Origin of the sequence: Chimaeribacter coloradensis (assembly GCF_002858715.1) — a bacterium.
GTDB classification, from domain to species: Bacteria; Pseudomonadota; Gammaproteobacteria; order Enterobacterales; family Enterobacteriaceae; genus Chimaeribacter; species Chimaeribacter coloradensis.
This window is the reverse complement of record NZ_PJZH01000008.1, coordinates 22397-38370: the sequence shown is the minus strand read 5'-3', so window position 1 is coordinate 38370 and position 15974 is coordinate 22397. Positions and strand designations below refer to the sequence as shown.

The 15974-nt window shown below is 55.7% G+C and carries 15 protein-coding genes; 9 read left to right on the top strand and 6 right to left on the bottom strand.

The genetic code is table 11. The annotated features are described in order from the left end of the window. The first annotated feature begins 25 nt into the window (after positions 1 to 25). Positions 26 to 520 carry a GNAT family N-acetyltransferase gene (locus CYR32_RS10100; protein ID WP_101824273.1) on the top strand — a complete coding sequence of 165 codons (495 nt, stop codon included), beginning with the start codon at positions 26 to 28 and terminating at the stop codon, positions 518 to 520. Here the strand turns inward: CYR32_RS10100 and CYR32_RS10095 are convergent. After that, positions 402 to 1358, bottom strand: coding sequence for a LysR family transcriptional regulator (locus CYR32_RS10095; protein WP_101824272.1), 957 nt, complete (start codon positions 1356 to 1358; stop codon positions 402 to 404). The two genes, CYR32_RS10100 and CYR32_RS10095, sit on opposite strands and share 119 nt — an antisense overlap. A 97-nt stretch (positions 1359 to 1455) precedes the next feature. Between CYR32_RS10095 and CYR32_RS10090 the strand changes: the two genes are divergently transcribed. The 3 genes from CYR32_RS10090 to CYR32_RS10080 all read left to right on the top strand — a co-directional run bounded on the left by CYR32_RS10090 (position 1456) and on the right by CYR32_RS10080 (position 5377). Next, positions 1456 to 1980, top strand: coding sequence for a GNAT family N-acetyltransferase (locus CYR32_RS10090; RefSeq protein WP_101824378.1), 525 nt, complete (start codon positions 1456 to 1458; stop codon positions 1978 to 1980). Between the two features lie 601 nt (positions 1981 to 2581). Continuing rightward, positions 2582 to 3559: a replication initiation protein gene (locus CYR32_RS10085; protein WP_101824271.1), complete on the top strand. Its 978-nt coding sequence runs from the start codon at positions 2582 to 2584 to the stop codon at positions 3557 to 3559. A 498-nt stretch (positions 3560 to 4057) separates the two neighbouring features. Beyond that, positions 4058 to 5377 carry a D-serine ammonia-lyase gene (locus tag CYR32_RS10080; protein WP_101824270.1) on the top strand — a complete coding sequence of 440 codons (1320 nt, stop codon included), beginning with the start codon at positions 4058 to 4060 and terminating at the stop codon, positions 5375 to 5377. A 45-nt stretch (positions 5378 to 5422) separates the two neighbouring features. Here the strand turns inward: CYR32_RS10080 and CYR32_RS10075 are convergent, their stop codons facing one another. After that, positions 5423 to 6319: a LysR family transcriptional regulator gene (locus tag CYR32_RS10075; RefSeq protein ID WP_101824269.1), complete on the bottom strand. Its 897-nt coding sequence runs from the start codon at positions 6317 to 6319 to the stop codon at positions 5423 to 5425. Between the two features lie 100 nt (positions 6320 to 6419). On the opposite strand from CYR32_RS10075, the gene CYR32_RS10070 reads away from it, so the two are divergent. After that, positions 6420 to 7250, top strand: coding sequence for an SDR family oxidoreductase (locus tag CYR32_RS10070; protein ID WP_101824268.1), 831 nt, complete (start codon positions 6420 to 6422; stop codon positions 7248 to 7250). Positions 7251 to 7406: 156 nt separating this feature from the next. Here the strand turns inward: CYR32_RS10070 and ftrA are convergent, their stop codons facing one another. Then, complete coding sequence (gene ftrA / locus CYR32_RS10065; protein WP_101824267.1) at positions 7407 to 8405, bottom strand: transcriptional regulator FtrA; 999 nt, start codon at positions 8403 to 8405, stop codon at positions 7407 to 7409. Positions 8406 to 8499: 94 nt separating this feature from the next. On the opposite strand from ftrA, the gene CYR32_RS10060 reads away from it, so the two are divergent. After that, on the top strand, positions 8500 to 8934 hold the full coding sequence (locus CYR32_RS10060; RefSeq protein ID WP_101824266.1) for a rhodanese-like domain-containing protein: 435 nt from the start codon (positions 8500 to 8502) through the stop codon (positions 8932 to 8934). After that, positions 8928 to 9428, top strand: a complete 501-nt coding sequence (locus tag CYR32_RS10055; RefSeq protein ID WP_101824265.1) for a GNAT family N-acetyltransferase — start codon at positions 8928 to 8930, stop codon at positions 9426 to 9428. Before CYR32_RS10060 ends, CYR32_RS10055 begins: the two co-directional genes overlap by 7 nt. Positions 9429 to 9543: 115 nt before the next feature. Here the strand turns inward: CYR32_RS10055 and CYR32_RS10050 are convergent, their stop codons facing one another. Continuing rightward, on the bottom strand, positions 9544 to 10179 hold the full coding sequence (locus CYR32_RS10050; RefSeq protein WP_101824264.1) for a DUF2268 domain-containing putative Zn-dependent protease: 636 nt from the start codon (positions 10177 to 10179) through the stop codon (positions 9544 to 9546). A gap of 246 nt (positions 10180 to 10425) precedes the next feature. Between CYR32_RS10050 and CYR32_RS10045 the strand changes: the two genes are divergently transcribed. Then, positions 10426 to 11148 (top strand): metallophosphoesterase family protein, encoded by a 723-nt coding sequence (locus CYR32_RS10045; protein WP_101824263.1) that lies wholly within the window; start codon positions 10426 to 10428, stop codon positions 11146 to 11148. Positions 11149 to 11227: 79 nt separating this feature from the next. Beyond that, positions 11228 to 11683, top strand: coding sequence for a DUF4174 domain-containing protein (locus CYR32_RS10040; RefSeq protein WP_101824262.1), 456 nt, complete (start codon positions 11228 to 11230; stop codon positions 11681 to 11683). A 188-nt stretch (positions 11684 to 11871) separates the two neighbouring features. Here CYR32_RS10040 and CYR32_RS10035 read toward each other — a convergent pair whose 3' ends face one another. Together CYR32_RS10035 and CYR32_RS10030 are read right to left on the bottom strand one after the other, a co-directional pair. Next, entirely contained in the window at positions 11872 to 14982 is a 3111-nt protein-coding gene (locus CYR32_RS10035) for a multidrug efflux RND transporter permease subunit (protein ID WP_101824261.1), read from the bottom strand. A 47-nt stretch (positions 14983 to 15029) separates the two neighbouring features. Continuing rightward, positions 15030 to 15923, bottom strand: a complete 894-nt coding sequence (locus CYR32_RS10030; RefSeq protein WP_101824377.1) for an ABC transporter six-transmembrane domain-containing protein — start codon at positions 15921 to 15923, stop codon at positions 15030 to 15032. Positions 15924 to 15974: the final 51 nt, after the last annotated feature.

The following is a 15974-nucleotide window of genomic DNA, read 5'->3' as shown; positions in this document are numbered from 1 at the left end:
CCCCTATTCTGCGTCACAGGAGAGAATGATGCCTGAACTGAGGATTTCTGCCGTGCCACCCGCAGACATTTTGCCCCTCTATCACGCCATTCCTGAGTTTGATATGCCCTTTGGCCCGGCAGAAATAGACCAACGTCTGGCCCATCGCCCTGCATGCGCGCTCATCGCCTACAGCGGCGGTAAACCGGCAGGCTTTAAGCTGGGGTATGGCACAGAGCCAGAACTGTTTTACAGCTGGTTAGGCGGCGTTTTACCCGCTTACAGGCAGAGTGGCATTGCACAACGTTTGCTGGTGGCGCAGGAGCAATGGGCGCGGGCTGAGGGGTATCACCGTCTCCAGGTCAAAACGCGGAACAGTTTTCCCGGCATGTTGCAGCTGCTGATTAAAAACCGCTATTACGTTATCGGGCTTGAAAAAAAGGGCCCGCCGTTGGAATACCGCCTGCTTCTGGAAAAGGCTCTGCATCAGCAGGAAACTGTCCGCGTAACCGGCGTAATACCTCGCCCATGCCACGGCTGATCATCCTGTCCTCCCGCATCACCGTCCCAAGCGTACGGTGGAGCGGGGGTGCCATTGTGTACACACTCAGCCCTTCCCGCTCTTCGCGGGTGGCAACGGCCATCCGGGGGACGATGCTGTAACCCAGGCCGGCACGCACCATTCTTTTAATCGCCTCGATACTGCCCAGTTCCATCACCGGGGCCGCCGTATGCCCGCCATACCGGAACCAGCCGTCAATCAGGGCGCGCGTGCCGCTGCCGGGCTCAAAGATAATCAGCGGCAAGGGGAGCAGGGCGTCCGGGCCGGGGGGCGCGGCAGACTGCACGCCATGGCCTTGTTCCATGATGATCACCAGCTCATCACTCCCCAGGGAATCAACACGCAGGCAGTTACCGGCGGCCGGCAGGGTCACCAGGCCTATATCGATGCGGTTCTCCTCCACGCCCCGCACAATCTCCGACGTATTGCCGGTCCGGACGTCCACTTTCAGCAGGGGATACGCCTGCCGCAGTTCCCGGAGCAGGGGCGGCAGAAGGTGGATACAGGCCGTGGCACCGGTGCCGACGGTGACCGTACCGGTTATCTCCTCTGAATGCAGGGACACGGACTCAATGGCGGTATTCACCACCGCATCGATTTTCAGGCTGTGCTCAGCCAGCGTCAGCCCGGCGGGGGTCGGCTTCACGCCACGCCCGGTCCGCTCAATCAGGCGCACCTGAAGCGCCTGCTCCAATTGCCTGACCTGCAGGCTCACCGCTGGCTGCGACAGGCCAAGCGCTTCTGCTGCCCCTGAGAAACTGCCCCGGCTGATAACCAGCCGGAAGGTGGCCAGGTGGTCAAGGTTCAGCGTTGCCATGCCAACATTCTCCTTATAGCGCGGATAAGCCGCGCTGACTGTCTGTGACGCGTTATCTGGGGTAGGCTCAGGATCTCACCAACAAGGAGCAGCCATGATGGAAATAACCGAAGCAGATGACATCCATATTCCTGCTATTCAACAGATTTATGCTTACCACGTATTGCATGGCACCGCTACGTTTGAAACCGAACCGCCGGATGAAGCAGGCATCGCATCCCGGCTGAGAAAAGTGCGTGAAGGCGGGCTGCCCTGGTTTGTGGCGGTGGATGAGGGGCGCGTCCGGGGTTACTGCTATCTCTCACTCTACCGGGAGCGGTATGGCTACCGGTTTACGCTGGAGGACTCCGTCTATATCGACCCCGCCTTTCAGGGCCGGGGCATCGGCACATTGCTGTTATCCCATGCTATCGCGTGGGCTGAGGCACAGGGCTTTCGCCAGATGGTGGCCGTGGTGAGCAACGGTGAAGGCCGCGCGTCCCTGGCCCTGCACTGTGCCGCAGGCTTCAGCATCACCGGCACACTCCGGTCTGTGGGGTTTAAACACGGGCGCTGGCTCGATACGGTGATCCTGCAACGTTCGCTTGGGGAAGGTGACGCCTCGCTACCGGGCGTTGACTGAAGGGGGGGATCTTATCGCCGGGCATTCGGGAGAGGGGGTAACCCCTCTCTCTCAGTATGCATCACTGAAAGTCAGGATGGATTTATGGTAGCGCTGGTTATCATCAGAATCAGTGATGGTTTTCATTCCAAAAGATTAACAAGCGAAGCGCGTTAGTCTATTTTTCTTTTTTTCTTTTTCTAAAAACAAAACCTCGATCCTATATAGATCTCCTTTCCTTTTCCCTTTCTTTTTCACCCTATTTAATCCAATGATATTTAAAGTGTTTTTTGCTAAAAAAAGGGCGGGTTTATGGCCATAACATGACGTGGTTATGGTAAAAAAAGGGCGGGTTTATGGTCATAAGAGGGCGGGTTTATGGCAAACACGTGAATCAATGGGGGGCAGATTTATGGTTAGAATAGGGCGAATTTATGGTTTCATAAGGGCAGATTTACTGTGGATAACTTTTTTGGCGTATTAACAGAACAATAACTGTTAATAAACAAACAATATCAAAACAATCAAAAGAAGACAGAGTTATGTTTAAAACAGGGGTGTTTATATTCTGCTCTCTTTTGATCGTCTTTCTGTTTTCGTATTGTTAAAAAGGAAAGATTCGATGAGAAAAAAGGAAAAAACACACAGTGTTGCCCAAGGGAATCCGCTTATAGAGGGCGAGTTTGATATTAGTCTGATCGAAATGCGTTTGTTGTATCTGGCCCTGACAAAAGTGGATAGCCGGAATCCGCAGCCAGAAGGGGAGTACATCCTGTATGCAAAGGAGTATCAGGAGATGTATTCGCTTGATTCCCGTAATAGCTATACACAGCTGAAAAAGGCAGTGGATTCCCTGGGCCGCAAACCAATTATTATCTATGAGTGGAATGAACGATCCAGAACGCTGGAAAAAGTGCAGCGCTTTTGGTTCTCGTCTATCCGCTATAGCGTGTCCGGGGGCGCGAGTGATATTACCCTGCGTTTTTCTGAGTCGATAAGGGCATACCTTTATGAACTCAAGTATGAATTTACTCAGATGAACCTGGCTGACATGGTCAGGCTCGACTCTACTTTTGCCTTCCGGCTTTACGCCTGGTTGTTTAAATGCCGCAATTTAAGCAGAAGTAAGAATCAGCATGGGGTTATTACCACAAATGCTCTGACTATTGACTGGATGAAGGAAAGAACAGGATTAACCGGGAAATACCCCATCTTTCAGGATTTCAAAAAACGTGTCCTGGATCCTGCAATCACCGCAATTAATGCCAACAGTACGCTAAGCCTGGCATATGAGCCTGTAAAAATAGGCAAAAAGACCGAAGCTATTATTTTCAGTTACATTGATGAAAAAAACCTGCCGCGGGGAATGCGTGCGCCTGGTAAACCAAAACGGCCAAGAATGCCGAACCGGCCCCATGTTACCGCCGGGAGCGCAGCAGAAGGTGAATGGGCAAGAAAGTGCCTCACGCTTATAGAGGGGTATATGAAATCCGCCAGAGCCTATGATCCTGCTTTCAGCATTTCCGCTGCGGATAAGCGCAGCATTGAAAACTGGCACAGGATCACTGGTAAAAAATTGACTGTGTTATCGCATGAGTGATCATCAACCTCCTGGCTTACACAGTAAAAGAACTTCTCTACAGAAAGGGAGCTGGGGAGGGAAAATCTTTTGTCGCCTTTCTTATCGCGCCGCCTTCTGACGCATATTTTGGTTCTGATCGTTCTGAAAAGGGAGCTGACGTGGGAAGCATGTCATTGGCTGCCCGCTCCAGCTCCCTTTTTCCCGCTATAACTCACTTTTTTCCTGCCATCCCTCCCCTTTTTCCCTCTACAGCTCCCTTTTTCCCTCTGCAACTCCCCCTAAGCTTTTACAAGGCTTACTCCCTGGCCGCTTCTCTTCCGGCACACAGAGGCTGTCTGTAAGTTCTGGCTTATGTTCGTTCACATGCAAAGCTGAAAATTCATCTTTTGTCAGCAGCGGGGCGGATGCTGTCTAATGGTGCCGGATAGGGTCTTCACCTCAAGGCCCATCAGCAATCCTCTGCAGGATATTTTTATTAATACAGCCCTGCCCACACCCTGTCGATTGAGCGTAGCCATGACTGAAATGAATGAAGAATGCCTTGCTTCCCCGGTGATAAATGACCTGATCGCGTTGCGTGAAACCCTCTGGTTTAACAGCAAGGTGACCACGGCAGAAGAAGGCCTGATGCGCACAGGGTTGACCCGCAGGGAGGCGGAAGAGGCGGAGGCCAGGCTTCGCCGCTTCGCCCCCCTGCTTGCCCAGGCTTTCCCGGAGACGGCTGCTGCCGGCGGCATCATTGAGTCTGACCTGGTGCCCATTCCGGCGATGCAGGCCAGGCTTGCGCAGACCGCCCCGATCGCGGGCAGGCTGTGGCTGAAAAAAGACAGCCATCTGCCGATCTCAGGCTCCATCAAGGCCCGGGGCGGCATTTATGAAGTGCTGGCGCATGCAGAAAAGCTGGCGCTGGCCGCCGGGCTGATCACCACAGACGATGACTACCGTCTGCTGTTGTCGCCGGAACACCGTGCGTTTTTCAGCCGGCACAAGATCGCCGTAGGCTCTACCGGTAACCTGGGATTATCCATCGGCATCATCAGCGCCCGCCTCGGCTTTCATGTAACAGTGCACATGTCAGCGGATGCCCGCCAGTGGAAGAAAGAGATGCTGCGCAACCACGGCGCAAACGTGGTTGAGTATGAGCAGGATTACGGCGTCGCGGTTGAACAGGGGCGTCAGGCTGCGGCGTCTGACCCGTCCTGCTTCTTTATTGACGATGAAAACTCCCAGACGCTGTTCCTGGGGTATTCGGTGGCAGGGCTGCGCCTGAAGGGGCAATTGCAAGAGAAGGGCATCACCGTTGATGCTGCCCACCCGCTTTTCGTTTACCTGCCGTGCGGTGTCGGCGGTGGGCCGGGCGGTGTGGCGTTCGGCCTCAAGCTCGCGTTCGGTGACCATGTCCACTGCTTCTTTGCAGAGCCAACCCATTCACCCTGCATGCTTCTGGGGATGAGCACCGGTCTCCATGACCGCATCTCGGTACAGGATATCGGTATTGATAACAAAACAGCCGCTGACGGCCTCGCCGTCGGCCGGGCCTCGGGGTTTGTCGGGCGCGCCATGGAGCTGCTGATCGATGGCTGCTACACGCTGAGCGATCAGGCCATGTATGCCCTGCTGTCGCTGCTCAATGAGACAGAAGGCGTTCAGCTGGAACCTTCTGCGCTGGCCGGGATGAGCGGGCCACAGCGTATTACGGCAAGCCACGCTTACCAGACGCAGCACCGTATTACCCAGGAACAGATGCAGCACGCTACCCATCTCGTCTGGGCGACCGGCGGCGGCATGGTGCCTGCCGCTGAGATGCAGCACTACCTCGCACAGGCGGCGCGCTGAGTGCCTCACCCTGTTCTCCGCTGGGTGCGATATACAGGGCAGAAATCAGCCGCACGGTGCGGCTTTGATTGCGTCGACAAACAGCCGTAACGCGATGGGCATATGGCGATTCTGCGGAAAGTAGAGCGCGATACCCTGCGAGGCTATTGTCCAGTCATCCAGCAATGTAACCAGGTGCTGTGAGTCCAGCCAGTGCCGGGCATAGCGCTCCGGCACATAGGCCACCCCTAATCCGGCGGCGGCAGCTTCTGCCATTAACGCGCTGCTGTCGAGCGTCAGGCTGCCCGGGACATCCAGTGCAAATCGCTGCGCATCCTGCTGATACTCCCAGTGGTAACGTTTGCCGCTGGGCAGGCGCTGCCGTAAGCAGGTGTGCTGCATAACATCCTGTGGATGCCGGATTTTTGGCCGCGCGGCTAAGTAACCCGGTGAGGCCACCGTGACAAAGCGCAACGGCCCGCTCAGGGAAAGGGCCACCATATCTTTAGGCACATCCTCAAACAGCCGGATGCCTGCATCAAACCCTTGCTCGACAATATCCACCAGCTGACCTTGCGCGACTAAATCAATCTCAATCCCCGGATAGGTCTGGATGAATGCCGGCAATACCGTTTCCAGCAGAAGGCTGATAGCCGCATCGCTGGCGCTGATGCGCAGGGAGCCATAGGGCTGATGGTCGCTGCCGGTCACGTCGTTCAGCAGCTCATCCATCTGGGTGAGCAGCGGCGTCAGGCGCTCAATCAGCATTTCACCTGTTTTGGTCAGCGCCACACTGCGCGTCGTCCGATGGAAAAGCCGCACGCCAAGCGCCGTCTCCAGCCCTTTAATCGTGTGGCTGAGCGTAGAACGTTTAAGCCCGAGCAGATCAGCCGCGTGACGAAAACTGCGCTGGTCAGCAACCGTTTTCACCGCCAGTAATTCATTCCAGGAAGGGCGTTTCATTGTTGAATATTTCCCACCATCTCATGCCGATTTGGGGAGATTATGCCATCAATCATTCGTTTTAAGATGAAGGCCGGTTCACTAAACGGAGATGAGCGTCATGAAAACCTGGCTAATTACCGGCGCATCCAGCGGCCTGGGCCGCCTGATGTGTGAAAGTCTGCTGGCCCGCGGCGATCGGGTGGTGGCAAGCGTCCGGCGTGAGGCTGCCTTAGAGGATATGCGCGTGCAATATGGCGATCATTTGCAGGTGATCGTGCTTGATATCAGCAAGACAGCAACGATTAAGCCCATCGTTGAGGCGGCGTTCGCCCGAGCGGGGCGGATAGATATTGTCGTGAGCAACGCCGCTTATGGGCTGTTTGGTGCAGCGGAAGAGCTGAGCGACGGGCAAATTGAACGGCAGATTGCGACCAATCTTACCGGCTCGATTCAGCTGATCCGCACAGTGATCCCGTTTATGCGGCAGCAGGGCGGCGGGCGCATTGTGCAGGTTTCCTCAGAGGGAGGCCAGATTGCCTATCCCGGCTTCAGTGTGTATCACGCCACGAAATGGGGCATAGAAGGTTTTGTCGAAGCCGTCCGGCAGGAAGTGGCGGCGTTCGGCATCGACTTCTTGTTAGTCGAGCCGGGGCCGACGGCGACGCAGTTTGGTGCGGGGCTGGATATTGCGGATGCCTTACCCGTTTACCATGATACGGCGGCAGGAAAACTGCGGGCGGCGCTGATGTGTGGTGAGTTTGCGATTAAAGGCGATGCGCAAAAATGCGTGACGGCGATGATCGCAGCCGCTGATGCTGACCGCCCGGCACTGCGCTTACCGCTGGGCAGCACAGCGTATGACAATCTCGAAGCGGCATTAAAAATGCGGCTGGATGCACTGCGGGCAATGAAAGCCGTGGCATACAGTGCCGATCGCCGGGAGATGTAGGCAGATTCCTCCGGCGAGGTAACCGGCGAAAGCGATCTGCTGCGTTGCCTCCCCGTAATGCCTGATGCCCGTCTCCGGCACAAAGCAGGCTCACTGCCCAGCGCCCTTTCTTCTGCACGTAATCTTCACCTGGGGCCGGAAATAACCGGCAGGGATTCAGAGAAGCGGAGCTGCCTGTATGCCTGCGCTTTCCGGCGTCTTACTGCCAAACATCTTACGGTAGGATGAGAGTGAGATCCCCACAGACTTACGGAATGCGGCCCGGAAACTCTCCATGGACGCGAACCCACAATACGCCATGACCTCTTCGTTAAGGAGCTGATTACTTTCGAGTAACTCGCGTGCCAGATTCATTCTGGCCTGAAGCAACCAGGCTTTGGGGGTTGTCCCCATTGCTTCCCTGAAACGCCTCAGAAACGTCCGCTCTGACATTAACGCCCGGTCAGCCAGTTGTTTGACTGACAGCGCACTGCCCAGATTCTGAAGCGCCCACTCAAGCACCGGGGCAATCTCATCACGCGGCTTCTGCGCCACAGGAGAAGGGATAAACTGGATTTGCCCGCCGGAACGTTGCGGCGCCATCACTAAACGCCTCGCCACCACGTTGGCGACATGCGCACCGTAATCACGGGAAATCAGATGAAGACAGGCATCAATCCCCGCCGCGCTTCCCGCTGAGGTGATGATTTGCCCGTTATCGACATAAAGGACATTCGGGTCAACCGTTATGTCGGCATAACGCGCCGCCAGCTCGTTGGTATAACGCCAGTGGGTGGTCGCGCGTTTCCCGTTCAGTAAGCCTGCCGCCGCCAGGACAAACACGCCTGAACAGATAGAGAGAAAGCGCGCCCCGCGGTGAGAGGCCTCACATAGTGCGTCCAGCAGTGCCTGCGGTGGCGTTTCATCACGGTTACGCCAGCCGGGGATAATGATGGTCTGCGCTTCGCAGAGGGACGCCGGCCCATACTGTGAAACAATCTGGATCCCCTCTGACACCTGTATGGGGGAAGGATCGACCGACACTATCCGGTGCTGATACCAGGGGAAATCAAATTCAGGGCGATAAAGCGCAAAAATCTCCATCGCGATCCCAAACTCAAATGCGCAAAGCCCGTCATACGCCAGGATGGCGACCACACCCGGATGTTTCAACATTGGCGGAAAACTACCAGTTATTGTCAGGGCCGCCACTTTATCAGTTTGGTGCCGCTTCCTACAATCATCAGACACTTAAAAGGAGACCGTGCCCATGCCAAGTTTAATCAGTGAGATCCCACCGGCATCCCCTGCCGAATCCCTGCGGCACTTCAGCCGTCGTTTAGCTTTTGAGACCGATTGCTCCGATGTTTACCAGAGCCAGAAAACAGGCGATGTCGACTATGTGTTAGCGGATGTCAGGAGCAGTGAAGCTTTTTCAAAAGCGCATGTCCCGGGGGCGATCACCCTCCCGACGCGTTCCATCACTGAAGAGCGGATGTCCGCGTACCCATGCGATACCCTGTTTGTGGTTTACTGTGCCGGCCCCCACTGTAACGGCGTGCACCGTGCCGCAGTCCGTCTGGCGGGTCTGGGTTTTCCGGTAAAAGAGATGATTGGCGGCCTGACCGGCTGGGTTGACGAAGGCCTTCCTCTGCAGGGAGAACATGTTCCCGCCCCTGTCGATGGATTCTCCTGCGAATGTTAACCCCCTCTTTCACTCTCCGGGCAGCGCTGCCCGGGGATGTGCCTGATTTGCTCAGGCATATGCGTTCCCTGGCGGATTTTGAGCAGTATCTCAGCGACTTTACTGTCGATGAACAATCGCTGTCAGCGCGCGCATTTGGGCCCGATCCTGAATGCCATATTTTTGTCGCAGCGTGCTGTGGCGGCATTGTTGGCTATGCGGTTGGGCTGGTTATCCCCTTCACCTATGATTTAAAAAGTACGGTGGTCTTAAAAGAGTTTTTCGTTGATTCAGGTTACCGGGGAAAAGGCATCGGCTCTGCGCTTTTTCGCCACGTGGCGGCCTGGGCGCTCGCAGGGGGCGCGGGACGGCTGAAATGGGATGTGATGGCCGGGAACCAGAAAGCAGAGACTTTTTACAGAAAACATGGCGGCGGCCCTGACAGTAAGTGGATACCTTATGTCATGGATGAAGACGCGTTAAAGGCGGCTGCCGGGCTGAAGGGGACAGGTTAGAAAATCAATCAGGCCAGGCGGGAAGCAGAATCCTTTATCCAGCGGATGAAGGGTTCACCTCACCGGTCTCTTTTCAACCTGCTGAGGCGATGCTGCCTGACGAGCCTGGCTTCAGTTAAATAAACTTCCTGAACGCCTCGGCCTCTGTCGCCGCAAGCGTTGAGGCCCGCTGGTGTGGCGCAGCGGCGAGGTAGTCAGACACCAGGTTGAACCCCGCGGTATATCCCAGCCAGCGGGGGAGATCACCGGTGCCGAAAAACCACCTGTTGTGATCATAATCAGCACGATCCCAGTTTTCGCTGAGTTGCCGCATAGAGGGTTGGAGAACGTCTGCACTGAGGCTCTCCCACGGCTCAGGTTGCCCTTTAAAAAGCTCAAGCGCAAAATGCCCGGCAAGCCCTTCAGACACCACCACCTCACCCAAGGTCGCGCCGTATCCCGGCCCGGCCCACCTTGCTGCATGGTGCAGTTCATGAGCAAACATCCGCTCAAGGGAATGGTCTTCATTTTTAAACAATGCAGGATGTTCAGGATTAACCGTGACATACACCAGGCCCGGCTCCGGGCAGTATCCCAGATGCCCTTTTTCCGGGATGACATAGGCACCCGCTTTTACCACCACATCGACAGAGGGCAGCGGCATCACTTGGTTGGCGAGTGCATAGGTCTGCGTCAGTGCGGTATGAAGCCATTCACAATGGGAGGTCAGTTTCCCGTGCGCATTCAAAAGGTGAAGCGTCACTTGCGGCATTATATTGTTACTCAAAAGTGTTAAAACATAGTCACATGTTAACAGACATCGGCTCTAAGGTTGGTCATAAGCGTCGAAGGAGAGTCGTTAGCCACGCCATCGGCAGATATAAGCCAACATATGGAAATATCCGGGCGTACATCATGTCAGCGTCTGGTATAGCGCATTCGCCGCGGGTAAATCGTCCGCTTTGCAGGCCGCTCGGGTAAGTGAATCTGTGAGTTTATACATAAAAGGGAATGCAGCATGAAACTGGCAGTGATATCAGATATTCATGGGAATCTTCCGGCGCTGGATGCTGTGCTGGCGGACATTCAGTCTCAGGGTGTCGATCAGATCGTGAACCTGGGCGATATCGTTTCGGGAGGGCTATTCCCTGCGGAAACCGCTGACAGGCTGATGCCGCTTAACATGCCCACGATAAAAGGTAATCACGAACGACAACTCCTCGAACAGGCGTTTTCGGAGATGAGCTTGTCTGACAGGCATGCGTTCACAAGCCTTCAGGCTGCACACTGGGAATGGCTTAAAACCCTGCCGGCGCAGTTAACTCTTCATGAAGACATCCTGCTGGTGCACGGCGTTCCGGGCGATGACCTGATTTACCTTCTTGAAGAGGTCACGGCTTCAGGCGTGGGGCCCTCGTCTGAAGCGCGCGTTTTAGCACTTATTGCAAGCAGAAACGAATCGCTGATCCTGTGCGGTCATACGCATATTCCCCGAAAACTGCGGCTGGCTGATGGCCGGCTGATCGTTAACCCCGGCAGCGTAGGGTTGCAGGCCTATGATGATGACACCCCCTATGCGCATGCCATGGAAAGCGGTTCCCCTCATGCCCGCTATGCAATTGTCGAGCAACATAACGGGTTATGGAAAGCGGTTGAGTATGACTGGGAGTCAGCCGCTTTGGTTGCGCTCAGCAATAACCGCCCCGACTGGTTAAATGCGCTCAGAACAGGGCGGATGTAAAGAAAAGTGAATCTGTACGTTCTTTGCCCTCGTTCTTCTACCCTTACCAGGGTGTCTTTAACGGATAAGGAAAAAGAACATGTTTATGTCGGCATATTCACACCTCCTGCGTGCGCCCGGCAAAAGCCTGCTTATGACCCTGTTCTGTTTGGTGTTAGGCAATACAGCTCACGCCGCGGAAAACGCAATGTTTCGTGTGTTGGCAGCGGATTCAGCCACGCTGGATGCGTACCGCTGGAAAAAAAGGCCGGTGATACTCTTTGCTGCCTCACAGCAGGACGCGAAATATATTGAGCAGGTCAGGATGCTCAAACAGCAGCAGCCCGCCCTGGAGGAGCGCGATATTATTGTGCTGACAGATACGTCGCCGGATACCAAAAGCATGCTGCGTTCGCAGTTAAAGCCTGAAGGTTTTGAAATTGTTCTGGTGGGGAAAGATGGCGGCATAAAACTGCGGGAAACGTCTCCCCTCTCCGCAGAGGTTTTGCTCTCCACTATCGACAGGATGCCGATGCGTAAAGCGGGGCAAAATTAACGGCACGTGGCCCGGGCAGCGCCATACCGGGTTTACGGGGGATATGGGCCGCCCATTATCCGGACTGTAAAAAGTCATTGATCAACCATCGATTGCTGTATGCACAGCCCTTTTCCGAGGCATGCCATAAATCTGTCCTGCACACTCTCTTTAGCCTCAGGATTGCCCTGAGGCTGACCGGTCACGCCTTACTTAACCTTTTTCAGTGAGCAGCGAAGCTTTTGAACAGCAGAGGTGACCATCACAAAAAATACCGGTACGAAGAAGAGTGCCAGCAGTGTGCCGCTGATCATCCCGCCAAAAACACCTGTGCCAATCGCATTCTGGGTACTTTTACTGGCACCGGTCGCCAGCATCAGCGGAACCACGCCAAGCGTAAAGGCCAGTGAGGTCATGATGATGGGCCGCAGGCGCAATCGGGCCGCTTCCCTGGTTGCCTCAAGCAGCGGCTTGCCCTGTGCGCAAAGCTGCCGGGCGAACTCAACGATCAGGATGGCGTTTTTGGTTGAAAGCCCGATTAACGTGATCATGCCGACCTTGAAAAAAATATCGTTGGGCATACCTGCGATAAATACCGCCAGCAGCGCACCCGCCATGCCCAAAGGAACAACAAGTATCACGGAAAGCGGGACCGACCAACTCTCATACAGCGCGGCAAGCACCAGAAAAACAACGAGAACAGATAAGGCTATCAGCAGCGGCATTTGCGCCGCGGAGCTGCGCTCCTGCAGCGAGGAGCCGGTCCACTCAGCGAAATAACCAGCCGGAAGCGAGGCCGCAAGTTTGTCCATTTCTGCCATCACCGCTCCGCTGGAATAGCCTTCGGCGGTGCTACCGGTGATTTTGATTGCCGGGTAACCCTGATAACGATTGAGCTGCTGCGGTGACTGGGCCCAGTTCGCCGTGACAAAAGATGACAGCGGCACCATCCCGCCCGAGGCATTCCTGACATAGAGTTTGAGTAGATCCGCCAGTTGCATGCGATAAGCGGCATCCGCCTGCACAATGACCTGTTGCACACGTCCGTTATCCACGTAGTCATTGACGTAATTTGAGCCAACTGCGGCTGACAGCGTCTGGTTAATCTCTTCAAAGCTGACACCCATCGCCTGTGCTTTTTCCCTGTCGATCACCAGATCGGCACTGACGCCCGCAGGCAACCCCTCAATATATACGTCACTGGCCACGCCACTGTGGTTGGCTTTCTCTGTCAACGCCGTAGCCGCCTGCAGCAAGGCGGCATAGCCGCGGCCGGCACGGTCTTCGAGATAGAGGTCAAAGCCCGATGACGTCCCCATATCGGAGATCGCAGGCGGCATCAGGCTCATTACCGTGGCGGCAGGGTCGTTGCTCATTGTCGTCTGGACAAATTCTGCTTCACCCTCAGCGGTTGCGCCTTGCCGTTCACCCCAGTCTTTCAGCGTGGTAAAGGCCATTGCGGTATTCGGGCCGGAGCCGGAAAAACCAAAACCGAAAATGGAGAGATTACTGCCGATGCCGGGCCTTTCCATGATCGCTTTTTCAAACCGGTCGACCACCTGACGCGTTCTTTCCTGCGTGGCATCTGACGGCAGCTGGATTGACGTCATAAAGTAGCCCTGATCTTCATCGGGGATAAAGGAGGAAGGCAGCGCCCGGTATGCTGCAAAAATCACGGCACAGAGCGCGGCATAAATCAGCATGACGCGGCCACTGCGGCGCAGCGTGACATGCAAACCTTGCTGATAGCGGGTTGTCAGGGCGTTGAAGCGGCGGTTAAACCAGCCTGCAAAGCCTCTCTTCTCCCCGCCGTGCTGCGTAACCGGCTTCAGCAGCGACGCGCACAGCGCGGGCGTCAGGGTCAGCGCAAGCAAAGCCGAGAACAGAATGGAAACGGCCATCGAGAGCGTAAACTGGCGATAGATAACGCCGACCGACCCGAAGGCGAACCCCATTGGGATAAACACGGCGGTGAGCACCAGCGTGATGCCGATAATCGCAGGCGTGATTTCACGCATCGCGTCGCGCGTCGCCTCTTTCGGCGAAAGCCCTTTTTCCGCCATCAGGCGCTCAACACTCTCCACCACCACAATCGCATCATCAACGATGATGCCGATAGCCAGCACCATGCCGAACATCGTCAGTACGTTGATGGAAAACCCGCTTATCAGCATCACGGTAAAGGTGCCGAGCAACGCTACCGGTGCAACGACCGCCGGGATACAGGTGTAGCGCAAATTTTGCAGAAACAGCAACATCACCAGGAATACCAGTACCATGGCTTCAAGGAAGGTGTGTATCACTTTCTCAATCGACAGTTTCACAAACGGCGCGGTATCAAACGGCACCGAGAACGCCATGCCCTGCGGCAGCACCGTTGAGAGTTCATTTAGCCGTGAACGCACGCCTTCCGCAGTGCTGACGGCATTGGCACCAGGCATCAGCTGGATCGCTGCGGCGGTGGCGGCGTGCCCATTCTCACGGATCGCGAATGCGTAGCTTTGCAGACCCTGCTCCACGCGCGCCACGTCAGCCAGCCGGACGCGCGCGCCGTTACCCAGCGCCTTTAGCGTAATGTTGCGGAAATCCTCTACGGAACTGAGCTGTCCGCGCAGGGTGAGCGGGTAGGTCACGGGCTGCCCGGGCAGCGCAGGTTCATCACCGATTCTGCCCGGCGCAACCTGTGCGTTCTGCTGGCTGAGTGCGGCGGTGACATCGCTGACCGACAGTTTATAGTCAAACAGTTTGGCCGGATCCAGCCAGACACGCATCGCTTTCTCCGCACCGAACAGCTGAACTTTGCCGACGCCCGGCACGCGGCGCAGCTCCTCAGAGACGTTACGCGCAAAGTAGTCGCTCAGATCCTGTTCTGTGTACTGCCCGATAGGCGAGCGCAGCCCAACAATCATCAGAAAGCCGGCGTTAGCTGCTTCCACGTCCAGGCCGTTTTGCCGCACGGTTTGCGGCAGCCGGGGCTCCACCACCTTGATTTTGTTCTGCACATCAACCTGGGCGAGCCTGATGTCGGTTCCGGGTTTGAAGGTGACCGTGATGCTGGCTGAGCCTGACGTATCAGCGGAAGATTCAAAGTAGAGGATATTGTCAACGCCGGAGATCTCTCTCTCGATCAGTGAAATCACCGACGTATTCATGGTTTCCGGCGTGGCACCGGGATAGGTCACCGTGATGCTGACGCTTGGGGGAGCCACCGAAGGATACTGCGCCACCGGCAACTGCGGAATGGCCATCACGCCTGCCAGAACAATAAACAGGGCAATAACCCAGGCAAAAACAGGCCGTTCAATAAAGAAATGCGGCATCGGAATGTCCGGTTGCTATGAAGGAAGGAGTAATATGGGCGTAGTGATCAGATCTGCCCGGTGTTGACGCGGCGGCCGATATCTTTGAGCTGGGAATATTTTTCCAACAGCTGCGGGCCGTCATCCAGGCTCATGGCAAACATCCACATATACGTCATCACCGAATAGATGTGCCCGGCGTCGCTGACGCCGTTTAGCGCCATACCGATAAGGGTCATGGCGAACAGCAGTGCGGCCATTAAACCAATTGCCAGATACCCCATCGCTTCACGATCGGAAAGGCGGATGCGCAGCCCGGCCAGCACGCCGTAATGCTTCGCCAGCGAAGGTGCCCTGGCGCTGCTGACAAAACTCACTTCCTTTTCCAGCCGGTTATTCAGGCGTATAAACAGCGCTTCGTTTTTACGCGTGAAGGCGGGCAGGAAACAGCCGAAGAAAATGAGGATCGCGATACAGACCACTCCGGTCCAGAATTCAATGGCCAGCAGCATCACGGCAGCCCCGGTGATAGACGCCACGGAGGTAATGAGTACCGGCAGATGCTGCTCAAAAAAATTCACAAACTCGCGTGAGAGCGTCACGCGCGCCGCAATGGTTGATGCGCCGTGATTTTCATTGCGCTGGGCCAGGATCACCGGCACCGCCAGCTCAGCGTAAATGCGGGCAAACGTCCGGGTATCCACGCTGCGACGTGTCGCGCCAATCGCCCACATGGTAAAGACCATAACTGCGTATAGCATGGCGTGCAGCGCCTGGCCTGCCAGAATGGCATTGATAGCAAACCCCGCCAGCAGCGGGTAAGACAAGTAGGTTACGTTTTCAGCAATGACCAGCAGAAAAGTGAGCAGCAGTTTTTTACGGTGCCGATAACCTAACATTTTCAGGGTCTGAAGGGCGTTGCGGGCGGCCACAGGTGCCCCCGGTGTTTTAAGGGTAGGCATGTTTAACATCTGTTTATGTTATTCTTGAGCGGTTGCTCAAGATCAAAAATC